General features: G+C 35.1%; 12 protein-coding genes. 11 read left to right on the top strand and 1 reads right to left on the bottom strand.

The window, feature by feature from the left end:
• Window positions 1-80 precede the first annotated feature (80 nt).
• The 3 genes from ppdK to DF185_RS09105 all read left to right on the top strand — a co-directional run bounded on the left by ppdK (window position 81) and on the right by DF185_RS09105 (window position 5,204).
• Window positions 81-2,795 carry a pyruvate, phosphate dikinase gene (ppdK, locus tag DF185_RS09120; RefSeq protein ID WP_110360431.1) on the top strand — a complete coding sequence of 905 codons (2,715 nt, stop codon included), beginning with the start codon at window positions 81-83 and terminating at the stop codon, window positions 2,793-2,795.
• Between the two features lie 1,025 nt (window positions 2,796-3,820).
• Window positions 3,821-4,369: a PepSY-associated TM helix domain-containing protein gene (locus tag DF185_RS09110; protein ID WP_110360429.1), complete on the top strand. Its 549-nt coding sequence runs from the start codon at window positions 3,821-3,823 to the stop codon at window positions 4,367-4,369.
• A gap of 526 nt (window positions 4,370-4,895) precedes the next feature.
• On the top strand, window positions 4,896-5,204 hold the full coding sequence (locus DF185_RS09105; RefSeq protein ID WP_110360428.1) for a hypothetical protein: 309 nt from the start codon (window positions 4,896-4,898) through the stop codon (window positions 5,202-5,204).
• A 230-nt stretch (window positions 5,205-5,434) separates the two neighbouring features.
• Here DF185_RS09105 and DF185_RS09100 read toward each other — a convergent pair whose 3' ends face one another.
• Window positions 5,435-6,703 (bottom strand): LVIVD repeat-containing protein, encoded by a 1,269-nt coding sequence (locus DF185_RS09100; RefSeq protein WP_110360427.1) that lies wholly within the window; start codon window positions 6,701-6,703, stop codon window positions 5,435-5,437.
• 156 nt (window positions 6,704-6,859) lie between these two features.
• Here DF185_RS09100 and DF185_RS09095 point away from each other — a divergent pair, with 156 nt between their 5' ends.
• The 8 genes from DF185_RS09095 to DF185_RS09060 all read left to right on the top strand — a co-directional run bounded on the left by DF185_RS09095 (window position 6,860) and on the right by DF185_RS09060 (window position 15,710).
• Window positions 6,860-7,630, top strand: coding sequence for a hypothetical protein (locus tag DF185_RS09095; protein WP_110360426.1), 771 nt, complete (start codon window positions 6,860-6,862; stop codon window positions 7,628-7,630).
• Between the two features lie 93 nt (window positions 7,631-7,723).
• The gene (locus tag DF185_RS09090; protein ID WP_110360425.1) at window positions 7,724-8,017 is read left to right on the top strand and encodes a hypothetical protein; all 294 of its coding nucleotides are present in this window, start codon (window positions 7,724-7,726) and stop codon (window positions 8,015-8,017) included.
• Window positions 8,018-8,275: 258 nt separating this feature from the next.
• Window positions 8,276-8,698: a Holliday junction resolvase RuvX gene (gene ruvX / locus DF185_RS09085; protein WP_110360424.1), complete on the top strand. Its 423-nt coding sequence runs from the start codon at window positions 8,276-8,278 to the stop codon at window positions 8,696-8,698.
• A gap of 30 nt (window positions 8,699-8,728) precedes the next feature.
• Entirely contained in the window at window positions 8,729-9,283 is a 555-nt protein-coding gene (gene def / locus DF185_RS09080; protein ID WP_110360423.1) for a peptide deformylase, read from the top strand.
• A gap of 175 nt (window positions 9,284-9,458) precedes the next feature.
• A complete protein-coding gene (locus DF185_RS09075; RefSeq protein WP_110360422.1) occupies window positions 9,459-10,478 on the top strand; it encodes a DUF6588 family protein in 1,020 nt (339 codons plus the stop codon).
• 118 nt (window positions 10,479-10,596) lie between these two features.
• Entirely contained in the window at window positions 10,597-12,669 is a 2,073-nt protein-coding gene (locus DF185_RS09070; protein ID WP_110360421.1) for a ComEC/Rec2 family competence protein, read from the top strand.
• 177 nt (window positions 12,670-12,846) lie between these two features.
• Entirely contained in the window at window positions 12,847-14,187 is a 1,341-nt protein-coding gene (gene trkA / locus DF185_RS09065) for a Trk system potassium transporter TrkA (protein ID WP_110360420.1), read from the top strand.
• 137 nt (window positions 14,188-14,324) lie between these two features.
• Window positions 14,325-15,710, top strand: a complete 1,386-nt coding sequence (locus tag DF185_RS09060; RefSeq protein WP_207784610.1) for a TrkH family potassium uptake protein — start codon at window positions 14,325-14,327, stop codon at window positions 15,708-15,710.
• Window positions 15,711-15,751: the final 41 nt, after the last annotated feature.

Genomic DNA, 15,751 nt, shown 5'->3' with positions numbered 1-15,751 from the left:
AAATAGAAGCTAATAATATAATTGTTGTTAAGGATCCTGTTGTTTGGGACTTTAACGTTTAAAACTAAAAAGCGATAATTATGAGTACTAAGTACGTTTATACTTTTGGTGACGGTAAGGCCGAAGGTAAAGCAGATATGAAAAATCTGCTTGGAGGAAAAGGTGCTAACCTTGCAGAAATGAACCTAATCGGTGTTCCTGTGCCAGCAGGTTTCACTATCACTACTGAAGTTTGTACTGAATACAACAAGCAAGGAAAAGAAGCTGTTGTAGAAATGATTAAAGGTCAAGTTGAAGCTGCTGTTGCTGAAACTGAAAAAGCAATGAACGCTAAGTTTGACTCTAAAGGTGAAGCTTTCCCATTGTTGTTATCTGTTCGTTCAGGTGCTCGTGTATCTATGCCAGGTATGATGAACACTGTATTGAACTTGGGTATGAACGACGAAACTGTAAAAGTGATCGCTGAGAAATCAGGTAACGAGCACTTCGCTTACGATTCATATCGTCGTTTCATCCAGATGTATGGTGATGTAGTAATGGGCGTTGAAGCAGAAGCTGGTGAGCACTGTCCTTTCGAGCAAGTTCTTGATAAAGTTAAAGAAGCTAACGGTTATGCTGCTGATAACGAAATGTCAGTAGAAGACCTTAAAGGTGTTGTTGAAGAATTTAAAGCTGTAGTAAGAGCTAAAGCTGGAAAAGACTTCCCAACAAACCCATGGGATCAGCTTTGGGGTGCTGTTTGCGCTGTATTTGATTCATGGAACACTGAGCGTGCTATCCTTTACCGTCGTATGGAGCAAATTCCAGAGGAGTGGGGTACTGCAGTAAACGTTCAGGCTATGGTATATGGTAACATGGGTGAAACTTCTGCTACAGGTGTATGTTTCTCTCGTGATGCTGCAACAGGTGAAGACTTGTTCAACGGTGAGTACTTGATCAACGCACAGGGTGAAGACGTTGTTGCTGGTGTTCGTACTCCACAAGAAATTACTTTGATCGGTTCTCAAAGATGGGCTGAGCGTAACGGTACTTCTGAAGAAGATCGTAAAGCTAACTTCCCTTCATTGGAAGAAGCTATGCCAGAGATCTACAAAGAGCTTGACGAAGTTCAACAAAAACTTGAAGATCACTACAAAGATATGCAGGATATGGAGTTCACCATTCAGGATGGTAAACTTTGGATGTTGCAAACTCGTAACGGTAAGCGTACTGCTGCTGCTATGGTAAAGATTGCTGTTGATATGATGGAGCAAGGTTACTTCGATGCGAAGACTGCTTTATTACGTCAGGAGCCAAACAAATTAGATGAGTTGTTGCACCCAGTATTCGATACTGCTGCTCTTGCTGCTGCAAAAGAACTTTCTAAAGGTCTTCCTGCATCTCCAGGTGCTGCTACAGGTCAAATCGTATTCTCTGCTGAGGATGCTGAAGCTTGGGCTGAAGATGGAAAGAAAGTAATTTTGGTACGTCGTGAGACTTCTCCAGAAGACTTGAAAGGTATGAACGCTGCTGTTGGTATCTTAACTGAACGTGGTGGTATGACTTCTCACGCAGCTGTAGTTGCTCGTGGTATGGGTAAATGTTGTATCTCTTCTGCTGCTGGTCTTGTTGTTTCTGGTAAGAAAATGACTATCAACGGTGTTGAGTACAAAGAAGGTGATTTCATCTCATTGAACGGTTCTACTGGTGTTGTTTACGAAGGTGAAGTTGCTACTATCAACCCATCTTTAGATGGTGATTTCGGTAAGATCATGGATCTTGCAGAAGCTAACACTCGTATGTATGTTAGAACTAATGCTGATACTCCAGCTGATGCTCAAACAGCTCGTAACTTCGGTGCTAAAGGTATCGGTCTTACTCGTACTGAGCACATGTTCTTCGAAGGAGATCGTATCTGGAAGATGCGTGAGATGATTCTTGCTGAAGATGTTGAAGGTCGTAAAGAAGCATTAGCTAAATTATTACCTATCCAGCGTGAAGACTTCTACGGAATTCTTAAAGCTATGGACGGATTCGGAGTAACTATTCGTTTACTAGATCCACCATTGCACGAGTTTACTCCAAACGATGATGCTTCTCAGAAAGAAATGGCTGAGATTACTGGTATTGACGTAAAAGTGATTAAAGAAAAAGTTGAATCACTTCACGAATTTAACCCAATGTTAGGTCACAGAGGTTGTCGTCTAGGTAACACTTACCCAGAGATCACTGAAATGCAGGCTCGCGCTATTATCGAAGCTGCTTGTGACCTGAAGAAAGAAGGACTTGATCCAAAGCCAGAAATCATGGTTCCATTGATCGGTACTATCAAAGAGTTGAAGATGCAGGAAGAAATCATCCGCTCTACTGCTAAAGTAGTATTCGAAGAAAAAGGAGTTGAAGTTGATTACATGGTAGGTACTATGATCGAGATTCCTCGTGCTGCATTAACTGCTAACGAAATTGCAGAAGTAGCTGAATTCTTCTCATTCGGTACTAATGACCTTACTCAGATGGCATTCGGTTACTCACGTGACGATGCTGGTAAATTCTTACCAATCTACATCGAAAAAGGTATCTTGAAGCAAGATCCATTCCAGGCTCTTGATCAAACAGGTGTTGGTCAATTAGTTGAAATGGGTGCTAACAAAGGTCGTGCAACTCGTAATGATCTTAAATTAGGTATCTGTGGTGAGCACGGTGGTGAGCCATCATCAGTTGAGTTCTGTCACAGAACAGGTTTGGATTACGTTTCATGTTCTCCTTTCCGTGTGCCTATCGCACGTTTAGCTGCTGCTCAAGCAAACTTGAGATAATCTGATAGAAATATCGATTTATATATAAAAGGCTGCCTCTTAGAGGTGGCCTTTTTTAATGTATTACTTCGTCTGTAATGACTTTCGAACGGGAGCTGTCAATCCGACGCGATTCGAGTCACACAGTTGATTCGGAGAACCGAACAGTATCGGATTGACTTGATTCTTTTGTTTACTTTTCTCATCAAAGGAGAAAAGTAAAAGCCAAACGGCTTGAGAGATAAAATGAAATTTATGACTGACAGTAGGTATCTGTGGTGAGCGCAATCATTGTTGGGTGAGCCATCATCAGTTGAGTTCTGTCACAGAACAGGTTTGGATTACGTTTCATGTTCTCCATTCCGTGTGCCTATCGCACGTTTATACCGATATGTATTTTAATAATGAGTCGCTTCACTTCCTTTGCGATTCATTATTAAAATACATATCGGCATTGCCAGATTATTTTGCGAGAGGCAAGCTGCTGCTCAAGAAACTTGAAGAACTAACCAGATAGAAATATCGATTAAATAGTAAAGGCTGTCTTGAAAGAGGCAGCCTTTTATGTTTCACATCACCCCAATCCTCTCAATGAGCTCTTCTTTATACCACAAATCTGAAATCATTATTTTGAATAGATAATGATGAATTATCTATAACATTTGAAAGTTGAGTTTTTCCCTTTTAGGGAAAATGTCGACAGACAAAAGGGTGAAATAATAAGTAATATATGCTAAAAGCACCCCTCTGGCTGTCGCCATCTCCCCTAGAAGGGGGAGAATTTAGGAATAAACGATTGTATAAATTATTTTCCTTCAAATTATATTCTGGAAAATAAATGTGTATAAAGAGTAGCTTGAGGAGAGGGAGTTGTCTTCTGCAGAAATCTAGGCTGAAGTTCATTTATTGAATCCTTCTCCTTGAGGAGAAGGTCCCAAAGGGGGATGAGGTGATTATGAATTAAAAATCCCTAAAACATGTGAATAAGAATCACATACTTTTTTATTTCTTTGTGATCTGTAAAACTTAAAGAAAGATACTATAATATGAACTGGAACCTGAAACTTCGAAACTGGCACCGAGATTTCTCTTACTTCTATGCAGGACTATTAATGGCATTTTCAATTTCTGGAATCGCCTTAAATCATAGGCATTCATGGGATCCTCGCGACTATGTATATGATACAGTTGATGTGAAATTTAATTTTCCTAAAGATAAAGACTCAATTTCGGATGAGTTTTTTCAGCAAGCTTTAAAAAATCAAGGTATCGAATTAAATTTGAATGGTACTGCATGGCGTAGGGGAGGTTATAATTTGTATTTCGATAATGCATACGCCTATATTAATCCATTTACTGGAGAAGGTCAAATTGAGAGTTTCCGAACACGTCCATTATTGGGACAAATGGTAGATTTACACAAATCAGCAAGCGATGTTTGGGTTTGGTATTCCGATATTTTTGCAATTTGTGTACTGCTGATATGTATCACAGGCTTAGTGATTACAAAAGGAAGAAATGGCTTTAAAAAACGAGGTTGGAAACTGGCATTAATCGGTGTACTCATACCTTCTGTTTTATGGTTTTTCTTATAATCTAAGCTATAGAAAATAACAAAGGCTGTCCGTTAGGGCAGCCTTTGTGATATCATATTAGGGGGGGGCTTTCAGGTCGGGCTTTTCGTTTCAACTCCTCGTTTTAAGCTCTCTTTCTACGATTCTACACTAAATACATGTACTTGCAATACATAAACTTTATAAGTGTTTTTAGCTACACTGCGGGGGTTCCTCTTCAATCCCTAACCCAATCAATCCCACCCAATGAATCGATGCTAACACCATGGGAATGTATTCTATCACCATATAAATGCATTATACAACCGTAGTAATGTAATATATCACCATAAAATGTAATAAACTGCTGTATAATGGTAAAATAACATCAAATAAATATAATTAAAGACTATAATAGTGGAATAAAACACCATATAATCTAAATAAATTATTTTATAATGGTAAAAAGTAGCGTTTATAGGAAAATAAATACCGTAAAAGAGTAATTTGTAATCATAAAAATTCAAGAGTAATTCTTAAAAACAAATTATTATCGCTACATTTAAATATGACTTCGAATAAAAACATCCCAATCAACGAGCTGATATTATCCGAAATGAAAAATCAGGACTTAAGTATATCGGCAATGGCCAAAAAACTTGATCTAAGTTTAAATGCTACCTACAACACATTTCGAAAAACAAGTATACAAACCGATCGCTTGGCTCAAATAAGTGAAATACTTCAAGTGAATTTCTTTAAAATATTAGGGAGTCAAATTCCTGCAGAGAATCCTGTCGATCCCAAAATAGAGGAACTAAGAACAGAAAATGAAACCTTGAAAGAGGTAATTCGCCTTTTGGGAGGCAATAAATAATACGAATTATAAACTTTGCTTTATTTCTAAAATCCACAAGAATTTTTCTTTGTGTAGCACTTAAGTAAAATGCCTGCGGATATAAGCTGATAAATTATACCATATATAAAAAATAGAGAGCTATTTTCAGCTCTCGAATAGTTTAGGTATAATGCCGATATATAATTTGTTAGGTATTAGAAGTGAAACGTACTAATGGCTTATACAAATAAATAATTGGTATTAAAAGTTTACTCTTCCGATATTGGAATTACAATCGAACTAAGCAATTGAATGTTGTTAATGTCCGAATAATCGTATTGATATAAGCCTTCAGGAGCAACCACTACCAAAATGTTTCCCAGTGGAATTACATCGTATGGAGTTATATCGGTAAAGGTATTTAAATGATTTGTAGCAATGCTTAATGGATCTGATTTGTCATAGATTTTTAAGCCTGCCGTTCCATCGCAAACAAAAAGTAAATCGCCATCAATACCTAAACCATAAGGGTTTTCCATAGTATATGATATTTGTCGGTGTGGAGCGCTGATATCTGTAATATCAACAATGTCTAACTGACTGGAATTTTGTCCGCACCAATTTCCTGCACGCAGAGTAATGTATGCGTAATTGTCATCAACCACTACGGGATCGCAACTCATGAAATGAGAATATTGCGAGACATATTCAGGTACAAAGGGATTACTGATATCATAAATATACATCCCACGTTGGGCACCAAAGAAAAGATGGTTGTTGTGCGCAAATACTGTTTCAATTCCCCAACCAAGGTGTAAATTTCCATTTAGAATAGCTTTGTTCGAGTCTGAAATATCATAGATATTAATCGCATTGGAGGATTTTAAAGTATAAAGCGTGTTTTCATGAATCATGAAACGAGCCATAGAGCCAGTCTTACCAATATTGTTACCATTGGATTTTGAACCAGCTTCTGCATAAGAATTTGTCATGTAATCATACATTGGATAATACCTTGGTTCGTGATATTCTTTGCTAGTTCGTTTTACTTCCCAAGCAATCACAATTCCTTTTTCAGGATCGATTTCTCCATATCGGTACTTGTTGTTGGAAGGAGGTAGGCTATAATAGAAAACATCTGCAAAGCGTTTTACTTCAGATATATTGTTCATGTCGGAGATGTCAATTACAACCAAATCAGTATAAGAATCAGCATAAAGCATATCGTCTTTAATAGCTATATCGATATTACCTGGTATGGCGATAAATTGTTCTGCAACCGGCTGGGAAGGATCAGAATTGTTAAAAATATGGATTCCCTGGAATTTTTCATTTACAAAAATATAATCGCCATAAAAATAGATTTTACCAGTTTCCTTCATATCTCTTTCAGATTCCGATTTTACGGCACTTTTAAAATCTGAAATGCTCATGTAAATCGGATCATTAATTGTGTATTCATGCTTGATGTCATCATCACATGAAAAGAAGCATATGCCTATGAATAGTATCAATGAAGCTTTGATTAATGTTTTCATATCAATTGTATTTAGGAATTTGATTTTACATTTTTAATCTAACCTATAGATGCAGGTATGTTATATAGGTTGCGTGTAAGTTTCTGAAAATTAATTTTAAAAGAGACGCAACCAATCGATTGTTTAAACATCAAAAAAGAAACAAAATGAAGAATTATGAAGACTCCATCACTAATTTTGAAACCAATATTGCTATTCGTATTTAGTATCTTATTTGTGTTGAATGTGCATGCTCAAAAAAGAATCGATGTAGTTCAACTAAAAAATGGTAATGTGCTAAAAGGAACTATTGTAAGGCAAGTTCCAGGAAAGTTTATAGAGCTAAAAACTTTAGATAAGAACTTTTGGAAGTTTGATATGGAAGATATTGCCGAAATTCGATACGAGAAAAAGCGCTTGGCTAAATTCGAAACAGATAGTATAATTGTTAAAAAACAATCGGTATTTTTTGAAATGAAAGCTGGTGTTTTGGCAGGAAATAAAGGCAATAATAATGATGCTCCTTTTAGTTTGTTGTGTACGGCAAATTATCTTTTAAAGAATGGAGTTTCACTGGGAGGAGGTTTAGGATATGAAGCTTTTGATGAGGCTCATTTGCCAGTGTTTGGAGAAATTAAATATCATACCCAATTAAAAGGTTTAAATTCTTATCTGTTTTGTCTGTCGGGTTATTCGTTTGCTTTGGATGACAGAGGAGATGGTGATTATTATTACGGCCCAAATGATATCAAGTCAAAAGGCGGATGGATGATTAATCCGGGAATTGGATTGATGTTTGGAAATAAATCTAATATGCGTTATAGTTTTAGTCTGGGATATCGATATCAAAAAGCAAAACATGAATGGTTTGATGAATATCGTGACGATAGAGAGTATTTAAAAGAAAAATATCACCGTTTATCCATCCATTTGGGAATAATATTTTAAAAATTAAAAGCATATATAAATAGTTTAAGTTGTTATTCTTATTTTTCAAAATCAGGAGGTTTCCTGATTTTTTTGTTTAAAACAAGAACTAATATGGCAATTCAAATAGGACGTTTTTCATTTCGTGGATCATTTTCAAATTTGGATGAGATTAAAAATCGTCCTGGTCTATATATCATTCATAGGAATGAATCCGAAATTATTCCTGTTGTTATAGGGCAAACAGCATTATTAAATGCTAGCATTACTGAAGAAATTAGATCGCATAAATTGAGTTTGGGAAAAGATTCTTATGTTTCTATTTATAACACCTTTTGTGCTCTTCAGTTAGGTAGAGAAGAGATGATAAAGGAAATTCATGAAATTTTTCATTTGGAATCTAATTAACTTACCATTCTACAAGCTATTCAACACATCAAAATGATTAAAATGGGGTTAATCGCAATATGAATGATTATTTGCAATAAACTTTAAAAGTCATGATACCAATGGTTATTTAAACTGAAAGCTAATAGCTGGTGGCTGAAAGCCTGTGCTTTCATGACTCTAATTTTAATGTTTTGTACTAATTTAAATTGAGTTGCTTACATCGAAGTCACGTTATTTTATATCTTTGCAATTCAAAATTATTATAAATAATATCTGTTGGCACGAATTTTAGCAATTGATTACGGAAGAAAGAGAGTTGGTTTGGCAGTAACCGATCCTATGCAAATAATAGCAAATGGATTAGATACTGTTGCCGCCAAAGATTTATTGGACTATTTGGAAAAATACATGGCAAATGAAGAGGTAGAAATTTTCGTTGTTGGTTATCCAAAGCAGTTGAATAATGAGGATAGTGAATCGATGAAGTATTTGAAACCATTTTTAGGGAAGTTAAAGAAGAAATTTCCAGATATCCCTATAGAAATGGTAGATGAACGATTTACTTCAAAAATAGCTTTTCAAACAATGATTGATGGAGGTTTAAAAAAGAAACAACGTCAGGATAAAGCTATGATTGATAAGGTGAGTGCCACAATAATTTTACAATCTTACATGGAAACCAAACGAAACATGTTTTAGATTGTTTGTAGAGTAAATAAGATTATAAAAATGATATTACCGATTACGATTTATGGCCATCCTGTTTTAAGAAAGGTTGCCAAAGATATTGACAAGGATTATCCTGATTTGGAAAAATTCAAAGCAGATATGTGGCAAACCATGTATTTTGCAGATGGTGTAGGTCTTGCTGCTCCGCAAGTAGGACGTTCGATTAGAATGTTTGTGATTGATTGCTCATCTTTTGCTGAAGAGGAACCAGAATTGGAAGGTTTTAAAAAAATGTTCATCAATGCGAAAATAACAGAGCGTACTGGTGAAGAATGGGCCATGTCGGAAGGATGTTTGAGTATTCCTGGTTTGAATGAAGATGTGAAACGTCCGGAATCTATTAAGATTGAGTACTACGATGAAAATTGGGAGTTTCATGAAGAAGAGTATTCGGGCTATGCGGCCAGAGTAATTCAACATGAGTATGACCACCTGGAAGGAATCATGTTTACCGACCATTGTGCTCCAATTAAGAAGCGACTTTTGAGAGGAAAACTTGCTGGAATATCGAAAGGGAAGTTTAAAGCAAAATATAAATTTACACTACCAAGATAAATGAACACCCTACCAATCCGGTAGGGTTTTTTAATGCTTATTCGACTTAAATAATAGACTTATATCAGTTCTTATCAACTGACGAATTGTGACATTATTAATAATATTTAAACAATTTCTGTATTGTTCCGTATTAGCAGATATTGTTTAAGCCACTAAATTAAATCTATATACTATGAAAAAATTAATTCTACTACTTATTTTATTTGCACCATTTCTGGGTAAATCGCAGGATATCGAACAGTTTCTTTTAGCAGGAACCGAAGATGCTTCGAAGTTGACTGAAAAATATGTAAATCCAGTATCTAAAGGCTTTATGTATGGATTAAACAACGGTTGGTATTCAACAGCCAGAACTCACAAAAAGCTAGGATTTGACATTACTTTGGTTGCTAATTTAGCGCAGGTACCAAGTTCTGATGAAGTATTTCAATTTGTAGAAAGTGATTATTCAAACATTACTTTGGTAAGTGGATCTTCAGAAATTCAAACTCTTATGGGAGGAGAAAACAATACAACTCTTGCAGCTAGGATTGAAACCGATATGGGCGATTTTAAGTTGACAAATTTTACCATGCCAGATGGTATTGGTGATGATTTGCCAATGAATGCTGTTCCATCTGCTACATTACAAGTTGGTATTGGTATTCCAGGAATTAATTCTGATTTAAAAGTAAGATACTTACCTAAAGTAGGATCTTCAGATTTGGAAGTTGGAATGTTTGGTATTGGTCTTCAAAAAAGCTTATCTAAAATGTTGAAGATTGATAAGACTCCAGTTGATATTTCAGCTTTGATTGCATACACACAATTAACAGCAGAGTATGATATTCAAGAAGATTCTGGATTAAATGGTTCTGGACAAATGATGGAATTCAAAACCAATGCATATACATTTCAGGCCATTGCTTCAGTAAATTTAAAGTTGATCGAATTTTATGGTGCTGTTGGTTACAATACTGCAAAAATGGATGTAGATATCAAAGGTTCTTATGAATTAGAATATACTTTGGAAGGTACCAATGCCTCTGTAACGGAAACTGTTGTTGATCCAGTATCAGTTGATTTTGATGCAAGCGGTGTTCGTGCAACCCTTGGTACCAGATTAAATCTTGGTTTCTTTAAGATATTTGGTGATTATACCATTCAGGAATACAATACAATAACCGGAGGTATTGCATTTAGCTTTAGATAAAGAAGTTTAATGTGCGAAAGCACTCTGTATAATAGTTAGATAAGTCCTTGTTTTTTAGCAAGGACTTTTTTTTTAGAGTAGGATTTCTTAAATTCAATTGACCATAAAATGTGTTAACATGGATTTACGGGAACTACTACGACAATATCCTTTTCTTCGAGTTCTATTTTTTCTGATAGTTGGGATTTTTATAGCGGAACTATTTGAGACCTACAATAAGTTGACTCTTATTCTACTTTTATTAGGTATAGTTTTAATGATATTATTTGTGCTGATTCCCAAATTGAAGAAGTCATATAAAATGCGATCAATTTTTGGTTTGATAATGATAATCCTATATACAAGCTTAGGAGTTTTTAGAACTCAAGTTGTTCAGGAAAGCATGTTTTTGAGTGAAGTAGATTCATGTGAAGCATACCAGTTGAAATTAATTGAAAATCCCGTTGAAAAAGCTAATACATTTTCCTGTGTTGCAAGAATTACAGAATCTGTAAATAAGAATTACACTACTAAAGAGACTGCCAATATCATTTTATACTTTAAAAAGGATAGTATAATAAACCAATTGAATGTTGGGGATCTAATATTAGTCAACTCTAAGATCGAACGTGTTAAAAATGCTGGAAACCCTAACGAATTTGACTATGCTGGCTATTTAAAAACTCGTCATATTTTATATTCATCCTATGTAAATACTACAAATTGGATTAAGCTTCCAACTGATCACCAGATGAATATTCGTGCATTGGCTTGGAAATGGCGAGATCAGCTTTTGCAAATATATCGGGATAACGGAATAACAAATGAAAGTTTTGATATCCTGGCAGCTCTTACTTTGGGATATAAAACAAGTCTCGACCCTGAAGTAAGGAAAGCCTGGGCTGATGCAGGAGCCATGCATGTTTTAGCAGTATCCGGTTTGCACGTAGGAATCATTTATTTGATCATGAGTTACCTCCTGGGATTCTTGTTAAAAATAAAATATGGAAGATGGATTCGTAGTGTACTTCTCTTAATTATTCTCTGGCTGTATGCCTTATTAACAGGATTGTCACCCTCAGTAATGAGAGCTGCCTGCATGTTTAGTTTTATTGTGGTTGGTGAGGCAATGAGGCGTAAAGGAGGAGTTTTTAATTCTCTCGCTGCTTCTGCTTTTTTTCTATTACTTTATAATCCTTACTTGTTATTCACGGTAGGATTTCAATTCTCATATTTGGCGGTTGTAGGAATCGTATTTTTGCAACCCAAATTTGACAAGTTATTTTTTATTCGAAACCCTATTTTGAATAAATTATGGCAATTAACAACTGTTGCAATAGCAGCACAAATTGCTACCTTTCCTTTAACGATTTACTATTTTAATCAGTTTCCTTCTTATTTTCTATTGTCGGGTTACGTTGTAATCTTAATGGCAGGTATACTAATCTACCTATCCGCTCTGTTATTAATACTGTCTCAGGTTGAAATACTTTCAAACTTATTGAGTTGGATACTTCAACATTTAATTAAAATATTAAACCAAATTATTATTTGGATACAAGAATTGCCGGGAGCCGTTATTCATTCTGTTAGCTTTTCTTCCTTTCAAGTTGTGATATTATATGCTTTAATCATTAGTCTGATTTTTATTGTGATTTTAAAGAGAAAATTTGCTGTTTATAGTTTGATGATTTTGCTGATCTTTTTTCAAATACCAGAACTTCTAAAACAATTTCAACCTAAAAAGCAGGAATTGATCATTTTTAATGCTGGGAGAAATGCACTAATCGGATTTAGGAGTGGAAACCAAGTGAGTTATTTGTGCGATAGAGATATGGAAATGTCGAAGCAGAAGTTCTTGGCAAATAACTATCAAATTCAAAATCATCTTAATGAGTTCAAAACTGATACAATAAAGGAAGTAGACTTTAGAGAATTTTCTGGTAGTAAAATTCTAATCATTCAAAAGAGTAATGATTTCTCTTTGGAGTTATTAAATCGTCTTGATCCAGATATTATACTAATGAGAAAATCATCATTGAAAAAAGCGGAATTATTAACAAAAAATCCGATAAATTCTACTGTTGTGATTGATGGATCTGTATATAGAAATGATTTACAACGATTGCAAAGTGTTAATGTGCATAGTGTATGTAATTTATTTGTTATAAAGGATAGAGGAGCTTTTATTGTTGATTTGTCTTCGGATTAATTGTATTGGTGTACAAAAATATAGTATTCAATTAAGGCTTTTGATTTTAGATTCTGATTTGGTAATTTAGAGAGCTTGGCTTTTTAATTTTTTTTAACGATTTATTATCGAATTTGCTCGATATTGTGTTAATTTGCCTCGAATTTTTCCAAAAATATTAGTTAACGGAATAAAGATATGAAGATTGTTATTGCCGGTGCAGGAGCTGTTGGAACTCATTTGGCGAAGATGTTGAGTCATCAGGATCATGATATTATTTTATTGGATCAGGATGAAGAAAAATTGAAAGAAGTTGATTCCCATTTGGATTTATTAACCATTGTGGGCTCTAGTTCTTCACTGAAGGACTTGAAGGAAGCGAGTGTTAAGAAGGCTGATTTATTTATCGCGGTAACGCAATCAGAAACGACAAATATTACTTCTACAATTCTTGCCAAGAAATTAGGAGCAATAAAAACAATTGCACGTATCGATAATCAAGAGTATTTAATTCCTGAAAACAAAGAGTACCTCCAAAGCTTAGGGATTGATGAATTAATTTATCCAGAAAAGCTGGCTGCAAAAGAGGTGATAAGCTATTTGTCTCGCTCAGGTACTCGTCAGATGTATGAATTCTCAGGCGGAAAACTTCTATTATACGGAATCAAAATCAGTAGTAAGTCTATTTTAATGGATAAAACCATGGCCGAAGTGGCTGAAATGACTAGTGATGTTGATTTTCGTGCTGTAGCTATTAAGCGCGAGGATATGACTATTATTCCAAGAGGTCATAATCGATTTTCGAGAGGAGATTTGGTTTTTGTTGTGAGTAAGCCCGAAAGTATTGAAAAAGTAATGCTTTTGGCCGGAAAACAAAAGTACGAAGTGAAGAATGCCATGATTCTTGGTGGAAGTCGAATTGGACAAAAGACTGCTATGGAATTGGGCCGAAAAATGAATTTGAAACTTCTGGAAATTGATAAGGAAAAGAGCTTAAAATTAGCAGATAGTTTACAAGATACTTTGGTAATTAATGGCGATGGTCGTGATAAGGAGTTGTTGAAAGAAGAAGGGATTCATAAAATGGATGCTTTTGTTGCAGTGACAGGTAACTCGGAAACCAATATTTTGGCTTGTTTGCTAGCGAAAAAAATGGGTGTACGCAGAACGATTGCCGAAGTTGAAAATATCGATTACATAGATCTTGCCGACAATATTGGGGTAGGAACCATGATTAACAAAAAGCTTCTTGCAGCAAGTTATATTTACCGTTTTACTATGGATGCTGATGTTCAGCATTGTAAGTGGCTTACCGTTTCTGAAGCTGAGGTGATGGAGCTTACAGCAAAAAAGGGATCGAAAATAACCAAAGCTGCATTGAAAGATTTAGATTTTCCAGATGATGCCAATATTGGAGGAATCATACGCGATGATGATAGCATTATTGCAACTGGGGATACTCAAATCATGGCTGACGATAAAGTGGTTGTATTTACTTTACCTTCAGCCATCAAAAAAGTAGAGAAATTTTTTAAATAAGATATTAAAAGAGCTTTTACAAGCTCTTTTTTCGTTAATAACTCACCTTCTTCCAGAGGTGGGTTTTTCTTGGTGCTATGAATTTGAAGTACGTTTTTTATTTAATGTCAGTGTTAGCTCTAATTGAATCAATATTTATGATTCTTTGCGCACTGATATCGTTTTCCTATTGTGAAGGTGATTTGGGATGTTTCTTGAAGTCAGCTATAATTACAGTAGTAGTTGGAGGAATTCTTTTTCTGATCACGAAAAACCATAGACAAGAAATGCACAAGCGAGAAGCTTTTCTTGTAGTAAGTTTGGTTTGGGTATTTTTCTCGATATTTGGAGCATTACCATATTGGATTGGATCGTATGTTCCTTCGTATACCAATGCTTTTTTTGAAACGATATCTGGTTTTACAACTACAGGAGCATCAGTAATTACTGATATTGAATCCTTGCCTCACGGTATTTTATTTTGGAGGTCGCTTACACACCTTTTAGGAGGAATGGGGATTTTGGTTTTAACGGTTGCTGTTTTACCAATTTTTGGATTTGGTGGAATGGCAATGTTTAACGCTGAAGCTGCAGGAGTAACTGTAGATAAACTTCACCCAAGAATAAAAGAAACAGCTAAAAGATTGTGGGGAATTTACATGCTATTAATTGCATTGGAAATCATCTTCTTGATGTTGGGTGATATGGGATTTTTTGATGCAGTTTGTCATTCTTTTGGAACTTTAGCTTCTGGGGGCTTTTCTACTAAGAATGATAGTATTATGGGGTATTCGCCATACATTCAATATGTAATTACCCTTTTTATGTTTTTGGCAGGGGTAAATTTTACCCTTCACTATTTTGCGATTAAAGGAAACCTGAAAAAGGTTATTCAAAATCAAGAATTTAAATTTTATTTGGGATTAATTATTCTGATAACCGCAATCATTACTTTAACTCTAATACTTAAAAATCACGCTCCTTTTGAACATTCGTTTCGTGATGCACTCTTTCAAGTTGTATCAGTGATTACCAGTACAGGTTTCGTTAGTGCCGATTATACAGCTTGGCCTTCCTATCTGTGGATACTTATTTTTGGTTTAATGTTTACAGGAGCTTGTGTCGGTTCAACATCAGGAGGAGTTAAAATTCTTCGTCATTTGCTATTGTTTAAAAATAGCATTTTGGAGTTTAAAAGGATGATTCATCCTTCAGCAGTGATACCAGTGCGTTATAATAAAGAGGCAATAGGAAAAGATATCATATTTAAGATACAAGCTTTTGTAGTATTGTATTTTGCCATATTTTTTGCGAGTACCATTGTGTTGGCTTTTTTAGGATTGGACTTCATATCATCCATGGGAGCTGTTGCAACTACAATGGGAGGAATTGGTCCTGGCTTAGGAAAAGTTGGACCAGTTGACAACTTTGCAATGCTACCTAATGCAGCAAAATGGGTGCTTTCATTTTTAATGTTGCTAGGACGTTTAGAGTTATTTACCTTATTAATTATATTTGTACCGGCTTTTTGGAAGAATCAATAAGTAAATTTTTATAACAAGTAATAGTCATTTATCTTTGACTA

This window comes from Marinifilum breve, from assembly GCF_003202155.1.
Classification (GTDB): domain Bacteria; phylum Bacteroidota; class Bacteroidia; order Bacteroidales; family Marinifilaceae; genus Marinifilum; species Marinifilum breve.
Note: the sequence above shows the minus strand (reverse complement) of the source record. Positions and strands in the feature narration are given on the sequence as shown.